This window comes from Pandoraea sp. NPDC087047 (genome assembly GCF_044745225.1).
Lineage (GTDB): Bacteria > Pseudomonadota > Gammaproteobacteria > Burkholderiales > Burkholderiaceae > Pandoraea.
In genome coordinates this window covers 369,406-383,243 of the sequence record NZ_JBIUZU010000003.1, presented here as the reverse complement: position 1 = coordinate 383,243, position 13,838 = coordinate 369,406, and the positions used below count along the sequence as shown (strand labels likewise).

The window sequence follows — 13,838 nt, the reverse complement described above, 5'->3', positions numbered from 1 at the left end:
CTTAGCGATGGCCGAGTTGGGACGGCGCTACGAGATAGCCGGCTACCGCGCTGGCCGCGCACACTTGCGGCGAGGCCAGGTAGATGTTCGCGGTGGCGTTGCCCATGCGGCCTTTGAAATTGCGGTTGGCGCTCGACACCACGTTCACGCCGTCGCCGGGAATCGCGCCGCCGGTGCCGCAGCACGAGCCGCAGCCGGGGGTCACGACAATCGCGCCGAACGCGAGAAAATCCGCCAGTTCGCCACCGCGCACGAGATCCTCCATGACCTCTCGCGACGCGGGCGTCACCACGAGTTGAACGCCCGGCGCCGGGCCGCCGTGCTCGCGCAGGACCGCGAGGGCTTCCTGGAAATCCTTGACGCGGCCGCCGGTGCAAGTACCGAGATACGCCATATGGATCGGCGTGTGCTCCAGTTCGGACACCGTCACCACGTTATCGACCTGATGTGGGCGCGCCACATTGGGCTCGACCGTCGCGAGGTCCAGGGTGAGGCGCGAGGCGTACAGGGCGTCGTCATCGGCAAACAGGTCGTCCGAGGCGTCGTCCGCGCCTTGCAGGGGACGGTTTGCGAGATAGGCCCGGGCAACGTCGTCAATGGGGAACAGCGCGTTCTTCGCGCCCATCTCGATGACCATGTTCGCGATCACGAGGCGGTCGTCGAAATCGAGTCCGACGATGCCGTCGCCACGGAATTCGAGCGTTTGATAGGCCGCACCGTCGGCACCCAGCCGGCGCGCCAGCGCGAGCGCAATGTCCTTGCCGCCCACGCCCGCAGGCAGCGCGCCAGTCAGTTCGACGCGAATACTCTCGGGCACCTTGAGCCAGACCTTGCCCGACATCATGACGCCTGCCAGATCGGACGATCCAATGCCGGTGGCAAAGCAGCCTGCCGCGCCGTACATCACCGAATGGCTGTCCGCGCCGACCAGCAGGCGACCCGGACGCGCATAGCCGTGTTCGACCATGAGCTGATGGCCGATGCCGGCCCCGACGTCGAAAACTTTGACGTGATGCGCCGAGGCGAAGCGCCGGATACGCGCCTGCAACAGTGCCGACTTCGCCGACGGTGCGGGAGCGTAGTGATCGAACGCGAAGACCAGTTGCTCCGGGCGCAGCGGCGCGGTGCCGCCCATTGCATCGAAATAGTCGAGCGCCATCGGCACGGAGGCGTCCGTGCCCAGCGCGAAATCGACCGTGCAAATGGCGATCTCGCCGGCGTGCACCGTCCGGCCCGCTTTACGGGAGAGCAACTTTTCGGAAAGCGTCTGACCTGCCATGTCCCCACTCCTGAATACTCGTTTGCGGCACGTAGGCTTCGTGCGTCTCTCGCAGACAAGTATGGGGACGACGCCTTTTTGAAACTAGCGAAAAAAAGGCGTCTTCAAGCCGGAAAAATTTTCACGCTTCGCGCCTCTCACGACGGACAGCGGCAGGCGGCGGCGGGTCAGTCCGGGGATAGGGCAGACGGGGACGGTGCCGGCAGGTATCGCGGCTTGTGGAAATCGCACAGGCGTTGCGCCAGCGCGGCGATGTCGGCGTTGAACTCCACCGGCCCGTCGTTGCGGTAGACGGCGTAATACCGCACGGTCGGCAGCGGCTCGTCCACCGGCACGCGTTTGAGCAGCCCCTGCTGGACCAGATCGTCGAAATAGAGGTCGGGCAGATAACTCACGCCGAAGCCGGCCACGGTCAATGCGCTGAGCGCGTTCAGGCTGTTGCCGGCGTACATGCGCCGAATCGACAACCCTTTGGCCTGAAACCAGCGGTCGAACACCGCGTCCACGCCCGACGTATCGATCTGCATCAGAATCGGATGCTGGGCAATTTCGCTCAACGCGAGCGTGTGCGACGTCTCGACGAGCGACGGGCTGCACATCCATTGCAGCGCCATCGTCTCGAGCGGCACGGCGGTGAAACCGGGGCCCGTGGCCGTGAGCGGGATGATCGCCAGATCGATCTCGGCGCGCTGCAACTTCGCCGTCAGCGCCGTGCTCAAATCGATTTCGGGCTCAATGGAGACGATCGGATACTTTTCGCGCATCTCCTGCACCAGCTTCGGCAACCAGGTCAGTCCGATGAGCTCCGTGACACCGATGCGATACCGGCGCACCACATCCACCGGCTTGCCCATGCGCTCCAGCAGACGATCGCGCAATTGCAGGATCTCTTCGCCCAACTCGAGCACCTCGCGCCCTTTCGCCGTGAGTTGCATGGTCCGGCCGCTGCGGTCGAACAGGGTCGCCCCGAGAAACTCTTCGAGCTCTGCGATGCGCTTGGATACGGCGGACTGTGTGGTGTGAAGCCGCTCGGCGGCAGCGGCGTGCGTGCCGAGCTTGTTGGCCCAATAGAGCGCTTCGATTTGCTTGAAGGTAATCATGATTTTTCGTCAGCGATAGGCGCCACCGCGGTTTGCACAGCAAACAATGCGGTGCAAACCCGTGTTCTCATCGCGTCATGATACGCAAACCGGTGCAGCAACACCTCTCGCGTCGAGCACTCCCCGATGACATCCCGGCGCGTCGTCATCCTTCATCGCCGACTTGTCGAGATAGTCGTGGAAGTGGACAGTGACCTGATCACGGTGTGTGAGATCGCCCGTGATGACGCAACACTCGGCGTCGGTGTGGTGCGCCAGAATGTCGTCGATACAGGCGACAAGGCGTTGATAGGGATCGAGTCCGTACAACAATTCGCCGGGCGTGACGAGGTGTGTGTCGGTAATGTGGATGATTTTGGTCATGCAGACAATTCCGGATAAGACGTCAAAGAAACGCATTGCCAGGGCGTCACAACGAGCACCGCAGCGGGCGCCAATACCGCCGTCGCGCCAGTATCGTCTGCTTCGATCTCATCATCCAATTCAAGTTTTTTGCCCCGGCCATATGTGGTTTCTATGGCAAAAAGTCGCGTACGACAAACGCTTGTCACCCCCCCATCATGATGCGGCCCACACCGCGCCCGCCCCTTTCGACGTGCGAATCGCCTCGACCAGATAATCGACGAACGAGGCAATGCGCGCCGAGATCGCCGTGTTCCGGTAGTAGACCGCATGAATCGGCTGACGCACATCCTGCGTCTGACGCGCCAGCAACTGCACGAGACGGCCGGACTCGCAATCGCGCACCGTCATGAAATCCGACAGGCTCACGATACCCGCGCCCTCCAGCGCGAGCTGACGAAGCGTCTCGCCGCTCGACGACATCACATCCGGTGCAATCCGATGCGGCTCACCGTCCTCACCGAGAATTGGCCAGACGTTCAGCGATTCGGGCTGCGTGAAGCCCAGCAGCGTATGCCGGGCCAGATCCTCGACCTTGCGCGGATGCCCGTGAGCGTGCAGATACGCGGGACTCGCGAAGAGGCGCACGCGGCTATTGCCGATCAGGCGGCTATGCAGCGTCGAGTCTTTCAACCGGCCGATCCGGATGGCCACATCGGTGCGACGCTCCAACAAATCGATGATGCCCTCGTTGCTGTTCAACTCGAGCTCCACCTCCGGATACCGCTCGCGATAGCCGGGCACCAGCGGCACGATCACGTGCAGCATGAACGGCGTGGCGGCGTCCACCCGCAACCTCCCTGACGGCTTCTCGCGCCGCGTCAGCATCTGTTCTTCGGCACTCTCGACCGAATCGATGATCGCGCGGGCGTTCTGCAAAAACGCCTTGCCCTCCTCCGTCAGTTCCAACCGTCGCGTCGTGCGGCGCAGGAGCGTCGTCTTCAGCTTCTCCTCCAACCGTCCCAAGGTACGGCTGGTGGCCGACACCGTCAGGTCGAGCTGCTGCGCCGCCGCCGTGATCGACCCGGTATCCACGACGGCCGCAAAGGCCTGAAGTTCGTCGAGCGTGATCTTCATTGTTGATTTCAAATCAAAATAATTTCGTTTATAGGCTACTTTTTCTGCAAAAGTAAAGCGGGCAGACTGTGCTTCATCCCGATCCTCCCCCGGAACCACTGCAATGCACCCGTCTTCCCCTGCCACATCGAGCGCGTCGGCACACGCCACGCTATCGTTGCTCGCCCTCGCCATCGGCGCCTTCAGTATCGGCACGACAGAGTTCTCGCCGATGGGGCTGCTGCCCGTGATTGCCGAGGGCGTCCACGTCTCGATCCCGACGGCGGGCATGCTGATCACGACCTACGCCCTCGGCGTGATGATCGGCGCGCCCGTGATGACCCTCGTCATGTCGCGCTGGTCGCGACGCACGGCGCTGATCGCGCTGATGAGCATTTTCACCATCGGCAACCTGCTCTCGGCGCTGTCGGCGAACTACACCACGCTGCTGCTCGCACGACTGGTGACGAGTCTGAACCACGGCGCGTTCTTCGGGCTGGGTTCCATCGTCGCGGCGAGCGTCGTACCGCGTCACAAGCAGGCCAGTGCCGTCGCCACCATGTTCATGGGGCTGACCATCGCGAACATCGGCGGCGTGCCGGCGGCAACCTGGCTCGGTCAGACGATCGGCTGGCGCATGTCCTTTGCTGCGACCGCCGGACTGGGCGTCATCACCATGCTGACCCTGCGCTTTGCGCTTCCCAAGGGGGAAGCCGGACGGATGCCGGATATTCGTCGTGAACTGTCGGTGCTCACGCGTCCCGTCGTGCTGATGGCGATGGCCACCACCGTGCTTGGCGCGGGCGCGATGTTCACCCTTTACACATACATCGCCCCAACGCTGGAGACGCTTACCGGCGCGTCGCCCGGGTTCGTGACCGCGATGCTGGTCCTCGTCGGTGTCGGCTTCTCGGTGGGCAATATTGCCGGCGGCAAGCTCGCCGACCGTTCGATCAATGCCAGCCTGATCGTCTTTCTGATCCTGCTCGTCGCGATCATGCTGGCCTTCCCGCTACTGGCCCAAACGCCTGTGGGCACCGCATTGGCCGTCGTCGTCTGGGGTATCGCCACGTTTGCACTCGTTCCGCCGTTGCAGATGCGTGTCATGCGCGCCGCAGCCGAAGCCCCGGGGCTCGCGTCGTCGGTCAATGTGGGCGCGTTCAACCTCGGCAATGCCGTGGGGGCAGCGGCCGGTGGCGCAGCAATTTCCGCCGGTTACGGCTATACCGCGGTGCCCATCGTCGGCGCGCTGATCGCCGCATCGGGCCTGCTGCTCGTGCTCGTTCAAATGGCAGTACAGCGCGCGCCGATGCAGCCGGCCAGCCACTGAGCGGCGCGCAGCCACACGTTTTATTTCACTCATTCTTTTCAGGAGCTCACGATGAGCAATATTCCCGCATTCGGTCTTGGCACCTTCCGCCTGCAAGGCCAGGTTGTCATCGATTCCGTGCGTACCGGCCTCGAACTCGGCTATCGCGCGCTCGACACCGCGCAGATCTACGGCAACGAAGCCGAAGTCGGTCAGGCGATTGCGGAATCCGGCGTGCCCCGCAAAGACCTGTTCCTCACCACGAAGATCTGGGTGGCGCACTATGCCAAGGACAAACTGGCAGCGAGCCTCGAACAGAGCCTCGCGAAGCTGCGCACCGACCACGTCGACCTCACGCTGATTCACTGGCCCGCGCCGGGCAACGGTGTGTCGCTCGACGAATTCATGACGGCGCTGGCCGACGCGAAAGCGCGTGGCCTCACCCGTCAGATCGGCATCTCGAACTTCAACATCGAGTTGACGAAACAGGCGATTGCCGCCGTGGGCAAGGACACCATCGCGACGAACCAGATCGAATTGAGCCCGTATCTGCAAAGCCCGACACTCGTCGGTTTCCTGCAAGCACAAGGCATCCATGTGACGTCTTACATGACGCTCGCCTACGGCAAGGTGCTGGGCGACGCAGTGCTCGGCGCCATTGCGCAACGCCACCAGGCAACGCCTGCGCAGGTCGCCCTCGCCTGGGCGCAGCACCGCGGCTTCTCGGTGATTCCGTCGTCGACGCGTCGCGAGAACCTCGCGAGCAACCTGCTGGCGCAATCGCTACATCTGACGGATGACGACATGGCGCAAATCGCCGCACTGGATCGCAATGGCCGCGAAGTCAGCCCGGAAGGTCTGGCCGCTCAATGGGACGACTGATCGTCGCCGCTATCGGGTATTCCCGTCGTGACCTGCAGGCCACGGCGACAACACGGAAATCATCATGACTCACGACCCTCTGTTTGACCCGCTGCAACTCGGCGCGCTCACGCTACCCAACCGCATCGTGATGCCACCCATGACCCGCTCACGCGCGAGCCAGCCCGGCGACGTTCCCAACGCGCTGATGGCCGAGTATTACGCGCAACGCGCCGGTGCCGGGCTGATCGTCAGCGAAGGCACCTACGCTTGAGTCATACAAGTCTGCTGGGCGGTCGCCAGCCGGTGTCGTCGTCGCCGATTCAGGCCGAAGGCGTCAACGTGTACGTGGCTGGCGAAGACGGTACGACACCGGGCTTCGTGCAGGCGTCTGCGCCGCGCGCGTTGATCTACGCCGGCGGCTACACAGCGGAGCGCGCGCGCACCGCTATCACGCAAGGGTGGGCAGATCTGATCGGCTTCGGCCGACCGTTCGTTGCCAACCCCGATCTCCCGGAACGCGTTCGTGCCGGTGCACCGCTCGCGCTGCATCACCGCGACACCCTGTTCGGCGGCGGTGCGCAAGGCCTGACGGATTACCCGACGTGGGGCAAGGCCGCGGCTTGACGCCTGAACGTCGGTGCGTCGAATGCGTGGACGTCACACGTTCTCGCCGGTCGCCGCGGGCACCGGGGCGGTGTCGCCCTTGGTTCGCCGGGCTCGCGTGGCAAGCCAGCAGAGAATCGAGCCGCCGCAGACCATGCACGCGCCCTGCCAGAACTGCCCTGACAAGGGCGCGCGCAGCAGCAATGCCGCGAGCGAGGCCGAGAGCACCGGGGTGAAATACGACGCCCCGACGAGGATCGTCACGTTCCCGCGCATGATCCCCTCGTTCCACGCCGCATAGCCGAACCCCAAGGCGGCGGCCGCGAGCACGAGATAGATGGCGGCGTGCATGTCGAGCGACATCGGACCGCCACCGCCCGCGAAGAACTCGATCCAGAGCACCACGGCCACCAGCATGAAGAACGGCGTGACACCGTTCTTCCCATTGGCGATTCTCGCCGTCACGGTGCAATACGCCGCCCAGATGATCGCGCCGGCGAACGCCAGACCGTAGCTCAACGGGTTGTCCGCGACGTTGACCAGCATGCCGGCCAGATCGAGCCCCTGATCGCCACCCAGTACCCAGCAGATGCCGAGCATCGAGAGCATGAATCCCGGCACGACCAGCCAGTTCGCGCGCTGCTTGTTGAAGAGGATCGCGGATACCAGCGTAAGCGTCGGCCACAGATAGTTCACCATGCCCACTTCAATCGCCTGCCGCCCGCTATTTGCGTTGCCGATGGACAGCGACAGACAGATCTCATACGCCACGAAAAGAATGCTGCCCCACACCAGATAGCGGCGGGGGAACGTGCTCAGCTTCGGGAAACCCACTGTCAGGACCAGGAACAGCGACGCCACCGTATAGATCGCCGCAGCGCCCCCCGTCGCGCCGAGACGCTCGCTCACGCCGCGAATCAGCGCCACGATCGACGCCCAGAGCACCACGGCGCTAAGACCGATGAGTGTCGCCTTGTTCCTGCTGTTCATGCGTGTTTCCTGCCTCGGGTGAATGGAAGTGGCCAACTCGCGATTATACGAAACGCCGTCTCGCAAAGCCGTATCTCACCATCGCCCGGCGCCGGTTATGCCGGATCACATCCCCGCCACAATGCCCTCCCCGAGCTTGCACGACACCGCCTCGCGTACGCGGCGGCCTGCCTTTCGCCCTTGATGCTCGCCCCTGCGAGCGCCCACGCCGACGTCACGCTCTACGGATTGATCGATACGGCCATCCGCTACGAGACCAACGCCAACGCGAATGACGCAAAGCTGTTCAGCGCCTCGCAAGGCTCGTTTACCGGCTCGCGCTGGGGCATCAAGGGGACGGAGCAGATAGCGCCCGATCTGGAAACGTTCTTCGTGCTGGAGAGCGGCTTCAATCTCGACGACGGTACGTCGTTGCAGCCGACGAAGAGCGCCGGGTTCGGGCAAGTGTCGTCGAACGGCGCGGGACGTCTGTTCGGCCGTCAGGCGTTCGTCGGCGTGCGCGGCAGCTACGGCGCACTATCTATCGGGCGACAGTACAGCGTGGGCTATACGGCAATGGGGGCCGCGCAGATCTTCCACAACCCGAACCTCGACACGCTGATCGTGGCGAGCAATTACGTCGGCAGCCGGCTCGACAATACGGTGAAGTACACGCTTGATGCCGGGGGTTTCTCGCTCGGCACGGCGTACACGTTCGGCAACGCCGCTGGCGATACGCATGCGAATTCGGGCGTCGGGGTGACGGCGGGGTATACCGCGGGGGGTGTGAACGGCACGCTGCTGTACCAACGTCTGACGTCCGCAGACGGCACGCAGTCGCGCAACACGTTCGGCTTCTCGACGGGGGCGGCGTTCGGTGCATGGAAAGCCACGGCGGGCTATCTGCACAGCCAGTTGACCGAAGTGGAGACGCGCAACAACGTCATGCTGCTCGGACTGAGCTATAACCCGCTGCCCGCGCTCACGTTGGGCGTCGGCGGGTTCGTCGACTGGCAGGCACAACCGGGCGGCAAGCGCACCGCCGTCTACGGCATGGCCGACTACCAGTTGAGCAAACGCACTGACGTCTATCTGGAAATCGACCGCAACAACATCAGCGGCAATTACACGCTGATCGCCTCACAAGGCACTTACGGCAGCAAGGTCGGCGTCTCGCTCGGCCTGCGTCACACCTTCTGACGAAGGCGAAGGCGGCGGCAGCCGTCGCGGGTATCGCCCGCGTCGCTGCCGCGCTCACCTGATGAGACACCTTACGGGCGCGTGCAGGACAGGTCACCCTCTTCGCAGTTGTTCATCTTGTCCAGACGTTTCGTTTGTTCCTTCGTCAGCTCGTCCATGCAGCTCGTGATCACGAGCGAATGGATGCTTCCGCCATCGGACCCCATGGTCTCGAAGGTGCACTGAGCGTCGCGCCACGCGATCCAGGCGCGCTGCGATTTCTGCAGTGCCGCCTTGCCTTGCGGGCTGAGTTTCTTGTTCAGCGTCTGGAAGGTCGTGTTGAGCTTCTTGTCCGACGCCTGATAGTCCTTCATCGCGCATTGGTTCATCGTCGCCTGATCCTGCGGGTTGTCGCAGGGCGATGCTGCGTGCGCAGCGGCGGTGACCATCAGGGCAGCCACCGCTGCCCCCCATCGAATCGTTTGCATGTCGTCTCCCGATATCCGGATACCCTTGAGTGAGGCGCTCATCCTATCTGAAGCCGCGCCGTTGCGGCGCATGATTCCCGTGGGTTCGAGGCTTGCCGGATGACGTGCCGCGTTGAATCCCGTACATCGCCCACGCGTGGCATGCGTCCGACGAATTCGCGCTCGGGCATCGAACGATGTTGAACAATGTCGCACGATGACCGGATGGCGGCGAACTGTTCTGCCGTATCAAGGGCAAATCTGTATCTGTCATTGCGACAGCGACGCATCTAGAATCAGGCCATCGCTCCCGCAGACCAAGGCTCGTTATGCTCCGCATTCTCGGCAAACCGTCGTCCATCAATGTGCGCAAGGTGTTGTGGCTTTGTCGCGAACTCGAGATTCCGTTCGTCAACGAAGCGTGGGGCGACGGCGATGCGTCGCGCAGGCTCGACGACCCCGTGTTCGCCTCGCTCAATCCGAATCTGATGGTGCCGGTCATCGAGGACGACGGCTTCGTCCTGTGGGAGTCGAACAGCATCCTGCGCTACCTCGCCACGTCGCGCGGGCACACCGACCTCTACCCCGTGTCGCCGCGCGAGCGCGCACGAATCGATCAGTGGATCGACTGGCAGTCCTCCGACCTGAATCCCGCATGGAAATACCCGTTCCTCTCGCTGGTCCGAGGCTCGCCCGGCTACGACGATCCCCAGGCGCTCGCCACCGGCGTCGCGCGCTGGAGCGAGTTCATGCGCGTGCTCGACAAGCAGTTGGAGACGACGCAGGCGTTCGTGAGCGGCAACGCCTTCACACTGGCGGACATTCCCATCGGGCTGTCGGTGCATCGCTGGTTCAGCGTTCCCATCGAACATCCGCCACTGGAGCGCGTTTGCGCCTACTACGAACGTCTTTCAACACGCGAAGGCTTTCGTCTGTACGGACGCAACGGCACCCCGTAACGTTTTAATTGACGAAACCCAGAGGGAAACGATACCGTCACGACCCATACAAGGATTTTTTCCCACCGTTAGGATTGCTGACATACCCCCCTATGAAAATCGATAGCGGTATCACTCACACGCTCACCGGCCGCGCGCAGACTGGCGCGGGCAATGGCCGCACCGAGATCGGCGCGTTTCAGGCCGTGCTGGCCGCAAAGACACAGCAAGCCAGCGAGACCACCGGCAGCAACGCGCAGCAGACCACGCGACAGGTCGACTTCAACGACATGACGCGTGCGCAGATGCGCGACTGGGTCAACACGCAGATTCGCAGCGCACAGATGTCGCTCGACGACAGCGCACCGTTCATGGCCATGACCATGAAAATTCCGGTAGACGGCAGCCCCGAAATTCCGGCGGAGAACGACCCGGAGCGCATCAATTTCGCGCAGCGGGCGCGTCAGGGGATCGCCGGTGCGCTCGCGCTGAACGACCCGATGAACGCCAGGCGCCTGCAATCGGCGCTCGATATCATGACCCGTCTTCAGGGGCAGACGGTCGGCATCTCGACCCGCGCCTGACGTCATCGTTTGCAGGCATTGCCCGGCCTCGGCCGGGCATCTCGCCCTATCTCTGCGCTACGGCCGCTTCGGCCATCGTCTCGCGCAACACCTCTGTCAGCGCGACGACACCCGCCTCGATATGCTCCAGCCGTATCGACGAAAAGCCTATTCAGCGCATCATATCGTTATCCATTTTTAGAAACAATTCGTTCCGAATAATTAAATCACCGTTTGACGATGCCCGACGGCTCGTCTAGATTCGGACGAAAATGAACAGGCAGAACAAGCGAAAGCGCATCGGAGCGTTGTCAATGCCGGTCGAGAACCTGTTTGGGTACAATACCGCTGATCCATTTTCCGGAACGGCGCATATGAACGACGCAGCGACTCAGCACGACTCCCCGTCAGATAACAAGGCGGATACCCCGACCCTGCGGGCGTTCGCGCTGCTCGAATATCTCGTCGCTGCCGACGCCCCGGTCTCGCTCGCCGACATGGCGCACGACATCCAGATGCCGAAGGCCTCGCTGCACCGCATGCTCGGCTCGCTCGAAGCGGGCGGGCTGGTGATTCGCGAACCGGGCCAGAAGAATGCCTACGTGATCGGCCCGCGCCTCGCGCAACTGAGTCTGGGCGTGATGATGCAGGCGGGCGCACGACGCATGCGTCACGCGATTCTCGGCCGTCTCGTGGCCGATCTCGGCGAGACCTGCAACCTCACGATGCTGCATGAAACCGAGGTGCTCTATCTCGACCGCATGGAAGCGCCGTGGCCGCTGCGTCTCGATCTCAAACCGGGTTCGCACGTGCCCGCACACAGCAGCGCGAGCGGCAAGCTGCTGCTGGCGATGATGCCCCGCGAGCAACGCGCCGCCCTGCTGCGGGCGATGAAGCTGCAACGCTTCACGCCGAACACGCTGACCGATCCCGAATTGCTGGAGAGCGAGCTCGACCGCATTGCGCACAAAGGCATTGCCGTCGATAACGAGGAGTTCGTGCTGGGGATTGCGTGCGTGGCTGCCCCCGTGCTCAAGGACGACGGCGCGTGTATCGCAGCGGTCGCCGTGCATGCGCCGGTGTCGCGCACGTCGCTGTCGAAGGCGATAGAGTTCGTGCCGCGTCTTCAGGAAGCGGCGAAGGAACTCGCGAAGACGTTCTGACGTGTCGGATCGCTCTGGCCTTTGCCTTTTCGTCTTCCGCATCGGCCTTTTTCGCCAACGCCTCCTCCTTGCTTGCCCGCTGCCAATCGAGCAGCGGCGCGAGCGCCGTCGCGGTTTCACGCAGCGTCGGGACCCGCCCCATCAATTGTTCGAGCGTCACGCGTGCCGTCTGTCCATGCACCGCGAGCATGGCGCGCACACGTGCATCGTCCGGCGCGCGCACCGGCACGCCCACGGCCACCATGCCCCGCACGAATTCTTCGTTATCGATGCCGATTCCTCGCGCAGCCAGACGATCGAGCTCCGCGTCGAGCAGGCTGGCGTCGGTGATCGTGCGCGGTGTCATGCGTTTGAGCGACAGACGCGAGAGCACTGAGCGTCTATCGATCGTGTATTGACGGTGCGTTGACCCTGCATTGACGGCAAGGGTTGCGGCGTCGGAAAAGCGGCGATCCACAGGGCGTGTCCTTCACCGGGACACGCCCTTTTTGCTTGCGAGATGCGTCTCGCATGATCGTGCTCAGTTCGCTTGCGCGCCATCTCGTGCGATGATGAAGGCACGTGAAAGCCTGTTGCCCCCATCCTCTGGCCCGCGAGACCGAATGCAGCGAGACCCGTCGATTGACACCCCCATTCCGGAAGATGAACCCGATCGTCCAGGCCCTTTGTCCGAGGCCTCCCTCCTGGGCGCGCCCTCGACGCCGCCCGGCCCCGCCCCGGCCGACGCCGTGCCGTTGCCCATCAGCGTCTATCCCGCGCTCATGGGCATTTTGCTGGGCTACGGCGTGCTGGTCGTGGGCAACGGGCTCTTCGTCACCGCCGTTCCCTTTCATGCGCTGAAGTTCGGCGCGTCGACGTTTACCATCGGCGTAATCCAGTCGTGCTATTACGCCGGCTTCCTGCTCGGAGCGTTCTACAACCGCACGCTGATCGAGCGCATCGGGCAGCATCGTGCGTTCGTCGCCTTCACCGCGCTTGGCGCCCTGTTCGTGATGGGCTTCGCCGTGAGTGAATCCATGCTCATGCTTTGCTTGCTGCGCGTGGGTACCGGCCTCGCCCTGATGGGCATGTACACCACCGTGGAAAGCTGGCTCAACGGTTCGGTACCCAACACGATGCGCGGGCGTGTGTTCGGCTCATATCTCACGATCAACTACCTCGCGGTGAGCACCGGGCAGTTTCTGCTCAACATCGGCGAGGCGGGCAGCGAGGGGCAATTGTTGCTCGTTGCGGGCCTGTTCGTCGCGGCGATTCTGCCCATCACGCTCATGCAGGGCTGGCCCACGCGCGTGGCCGACGAGCGCCTGCTCAAGCAACCGGCGCTCAGCCTGTTCGATAGCGTGACGGAACTGGCGCGTGCCACGCCGATCGCCATTCCAGGATGCATTCTCGCGGGATTCCTGTACAGCGCGTTCTACGCCATGATGCCGGTCTATCTCACGCGCATCGGCCTCTCCATCGGCAGCCTGTCGACCTTGATGGGCGTGGCGCTCTTCGGCGCGCTACTCATGCAATGGCCGGTGGGACGCCTGTCCGATCGCATGGACCGGCGCACGCTGTCGCGACGTCTCGCGCTCGCCTCCGCGGTGTTCTGCGCGCCGCTGATCTTCATTCAGGCGCACTGGCTCGTCTTCCTGCTGATGTTCCTGTTCTCTGCCGTGAACTTCACGCAGTACGGATTGATCGTCTCGCACGTGAACGACCGTACGGTGCCGGAGCGGCGTATCGGGGTGAGCGCCACGCTGCTCATTCTCTTTTCGGTCGGGGGCCTGCTCGGCCCGATGATCGCTTCGGTCGTCGTGACGGTGCTCGGCCCGGGCGGTCTGCACGTCTTCAACGTCGCGTGCGCGCTGTGCCTTGTGCGCGTAGCGCGGCGTGCGCAGGTGCTGGCGCCCTGACGTTCGTCGTACCGCTTCGCGAAGCGGGGCCGGCGGCCCACAGGCAAA

General features: G+C 63.5%; 13 protein-coding genes and 2 pseudogenes. 8 read left to right on the top strand and 7 right to left on the bottom strand.

The window, feature by feature from the left end:
• Position 1 precedes the first annotated feature (1 nt).
• From ACIPHM_RS07275 to ACIPHM_RS07260, 4 genes are all read right to left on the bottom strand, one after another.
• Positions 2-1,279: an aconitase/3-isopropylmalate dehydratase large subunit family protein gene (locus tag ACIPHM_RS07275; protein ID WP_400326139.1), complete on the bottom strand. Its 1,278-nt coding sequence runs from the start codon at positions 1,277-1,279 to the stop codon at positions 2-4.
• Positions 1,280-1,446: 167 nt separating this feature from the next.
• Positions 1,447-2,379 (bottom strand): LysR family transcriptional regulator, encoded by a 933-nt coding sequence (locus ACIPHM_RS07270; protein ID WP_400326137.1) that lies wholly within the window; start codon positions 2,377-2,379, stop codon positions 1,447-1,449.
• 75 nt (positions 2,380-2,454) lie between these two features.
• Positions 2,455-2,742: a metallophosphoesterase gene (locus ACIPHM_RS07265; RefSeq protein WP_400326134.1), complete on the bottom strand. Its 288-nt coding sequence runs from the start codon at positions 2,740-2,742 to the stop codon at positions 2,455-2,457.
• Positions 2,743-2,937: 195 nt separating this feature from the next.
• Positions 2,938-3,858, bottom strand: coding sequence for a LysR substrate-binding domain-containing protein (locus ACIPHM_RS07260; protein ID WP_400326132.1), 921 nt, complete (start codon positions 3,856-3,858; stop codon positions 2,938-2,940).
• A 103-nt stretch (positions 3,859-3,961) separates the two neighbouring features.
• Between ACIPHM_RS07260 and ACIPHM_RS07255 the strand changes: the two genes are divergently transcribed.
• The 3 genes and pseudogenes from ACIPHM_RS07255 to ACIPHM_RS07245 all read left to right on the top strand — a co-directional run bounded on the left by ACIPHM_RS07255 (position 3,962) and on the right by ACIPHM_RS07245 (position 6,634).
• Positions 3,962-5,167: an MFS transporter gene (locus ACIPHM_RS07255; protein ID WP_400326129.1), complete on the top strand. Its 1,206-nt coding sequence runs from the start codon at positions 3,962-3,964 to the stop codon at positions 5,165-5,167.
• A 51-nt stretch (positions 5,168-5,218) separates the two neighbouring features.
• On the top strand, positions 5,219-6,028 hold the full coding sequence (gene dkgB / locus ACIPHM_RS07250; protein WP_400326127.1) for a 2,5-didehydrogluconate reductase DkgB: 810 nt from the start codon (positions 5,219-5,221) through the stop codon (positions 6,026-6,028).
• Positions 6,029-6,092: 64 nt separating this feature from the next.
• Positions 6,093-6,634, top strand: a pseudogene (locus ACIPHM_RS07245) (hypothetical protein).
• 33 nt (positions 6,635-6,667) lie between these two features.
• Here the strand turns inward: ACIPHM_RS07245 and yddG are convergent.
• Positions 6,668-7,603: an aromatic amino acid DMT transporter YddG gene (yddG, locus tag ACIPHM_RS07240; protein ID WP_400326124.1), complete on the bottom strand. Its 936-nt coding sequence runs from the start codon at positions 7,601-7,603 to the stop codon at positions 6,668-6,670.
• A gap of 183 nt (positions 7,604-7,786) precedes the next feature.
• Here yddG and ACIPHM_RS07235 point away from each other — a divergent pair, with 183 nt between their 5' ends.
• Positions 7,787-8,782 (top strand): porin, encoded by a 996-nt coding sequence (locus tag ACIPHM_RS07235; protein ID WP_400326559.1) that lies wholly within the window; start codon positions 7,787-7,789, stop codon positions 8,780-8,782.
• Positions 8,783-8,853: 71 nt separating this feature from the next.
• Here the strand turns inward: ACIPHM_RS07235 and ACIPHM_RS07230 are convergent, their stop codons facing one another.
• A complete protein-coding gene (locus ACIPHM_RS07230; RefSeq protein WP_400326121.1) occupies positions 8,854-9,249 on the bottom strand; it encodes a lysozyme inhibitor LprI family protein in 396 nt (131 codons plus the stop codon).
• A 308-nt stretch (positions 9,250-9,557) separates the two neighbouring features.
• Between ACIPHM_RS07230 and ACIPHM_RS07225 the strand changes: the two genes are divergently transcribed.
• The 3 genes from ACIPHM_RS07225 to ACIPHM_RS07215 all read left to right on the top strand — a co-directional run bounded on the left by ACIPHM_RS07225 (position 9,558) and on the right by ACIPHM_RS07215 (position 11,892).
• The gene (locus tag ACIPHM_RS07225) at positions 9,558-10,187 is read left to right on the top strand and encodes a glutathione S-transferase family protein (RefSeq protein WP_400326118.1); all 630 of its coding nucleotides are present in this window, start codon (positions 9,558-9,560) and stop codon (positions 10,185-10,187) included.
• Between the two features lie 92 nt (positions 10,188-10,279).
• Positions 10,280-10,750, top strand: coding sequence for a hypothetical protein (locus ACIPHM_RS07220; protein WP_400326115.1), 471 nt, complete (start codon positions 10,280-10,282; stop codon positions 10,748-10,750).
• A 353-nt stretch (positions 10,751-11,103) separates the two neighbouring features.
• Positions 11,104-11,892: an IclR family transcriptional regulator gene (locus ACIPHM_RS07215; protein ID WP_400326112.1), complete on the top strand. Its 789-nt coding sequence runs from the start codon at positions 11,104-11,106 to the stop codon at positions 11,890-11,892.
• 88 nt (positions 11,893-11,980) lie between these two features.
• Here the strand turns inward: ACIPHM_RS07215 and ACIPHM_RS07210 are convergent.
• A pseudogene (locus tag ACIPHM_RS07210) lies at positions 11,981-12,280 on the bottom strand (IclR family transcriptional regulator C-terminal domain-containing protein); the annotation flags it as partial.
• A gap of 277 nt (positions 12,281-12,557) precedes the next feature.
• Between ACIPHM_RS07210 and ACIPHM_RS07205 the strand changes: the two are divergent.
• Positions 12,558-13,790: an MFS transporter gene (locus ACIPHM_RS07205; protein ID WP_400326110.1), complete on the top strand. Its 1,233-nt coding sequence runs from the start codon at positions 12,558-12,560 to the stop codon at positions 13,788-13,790.
• The last annotated feature ends 48 nt before the right edge of the window (positions 13,791-13,838 follow it).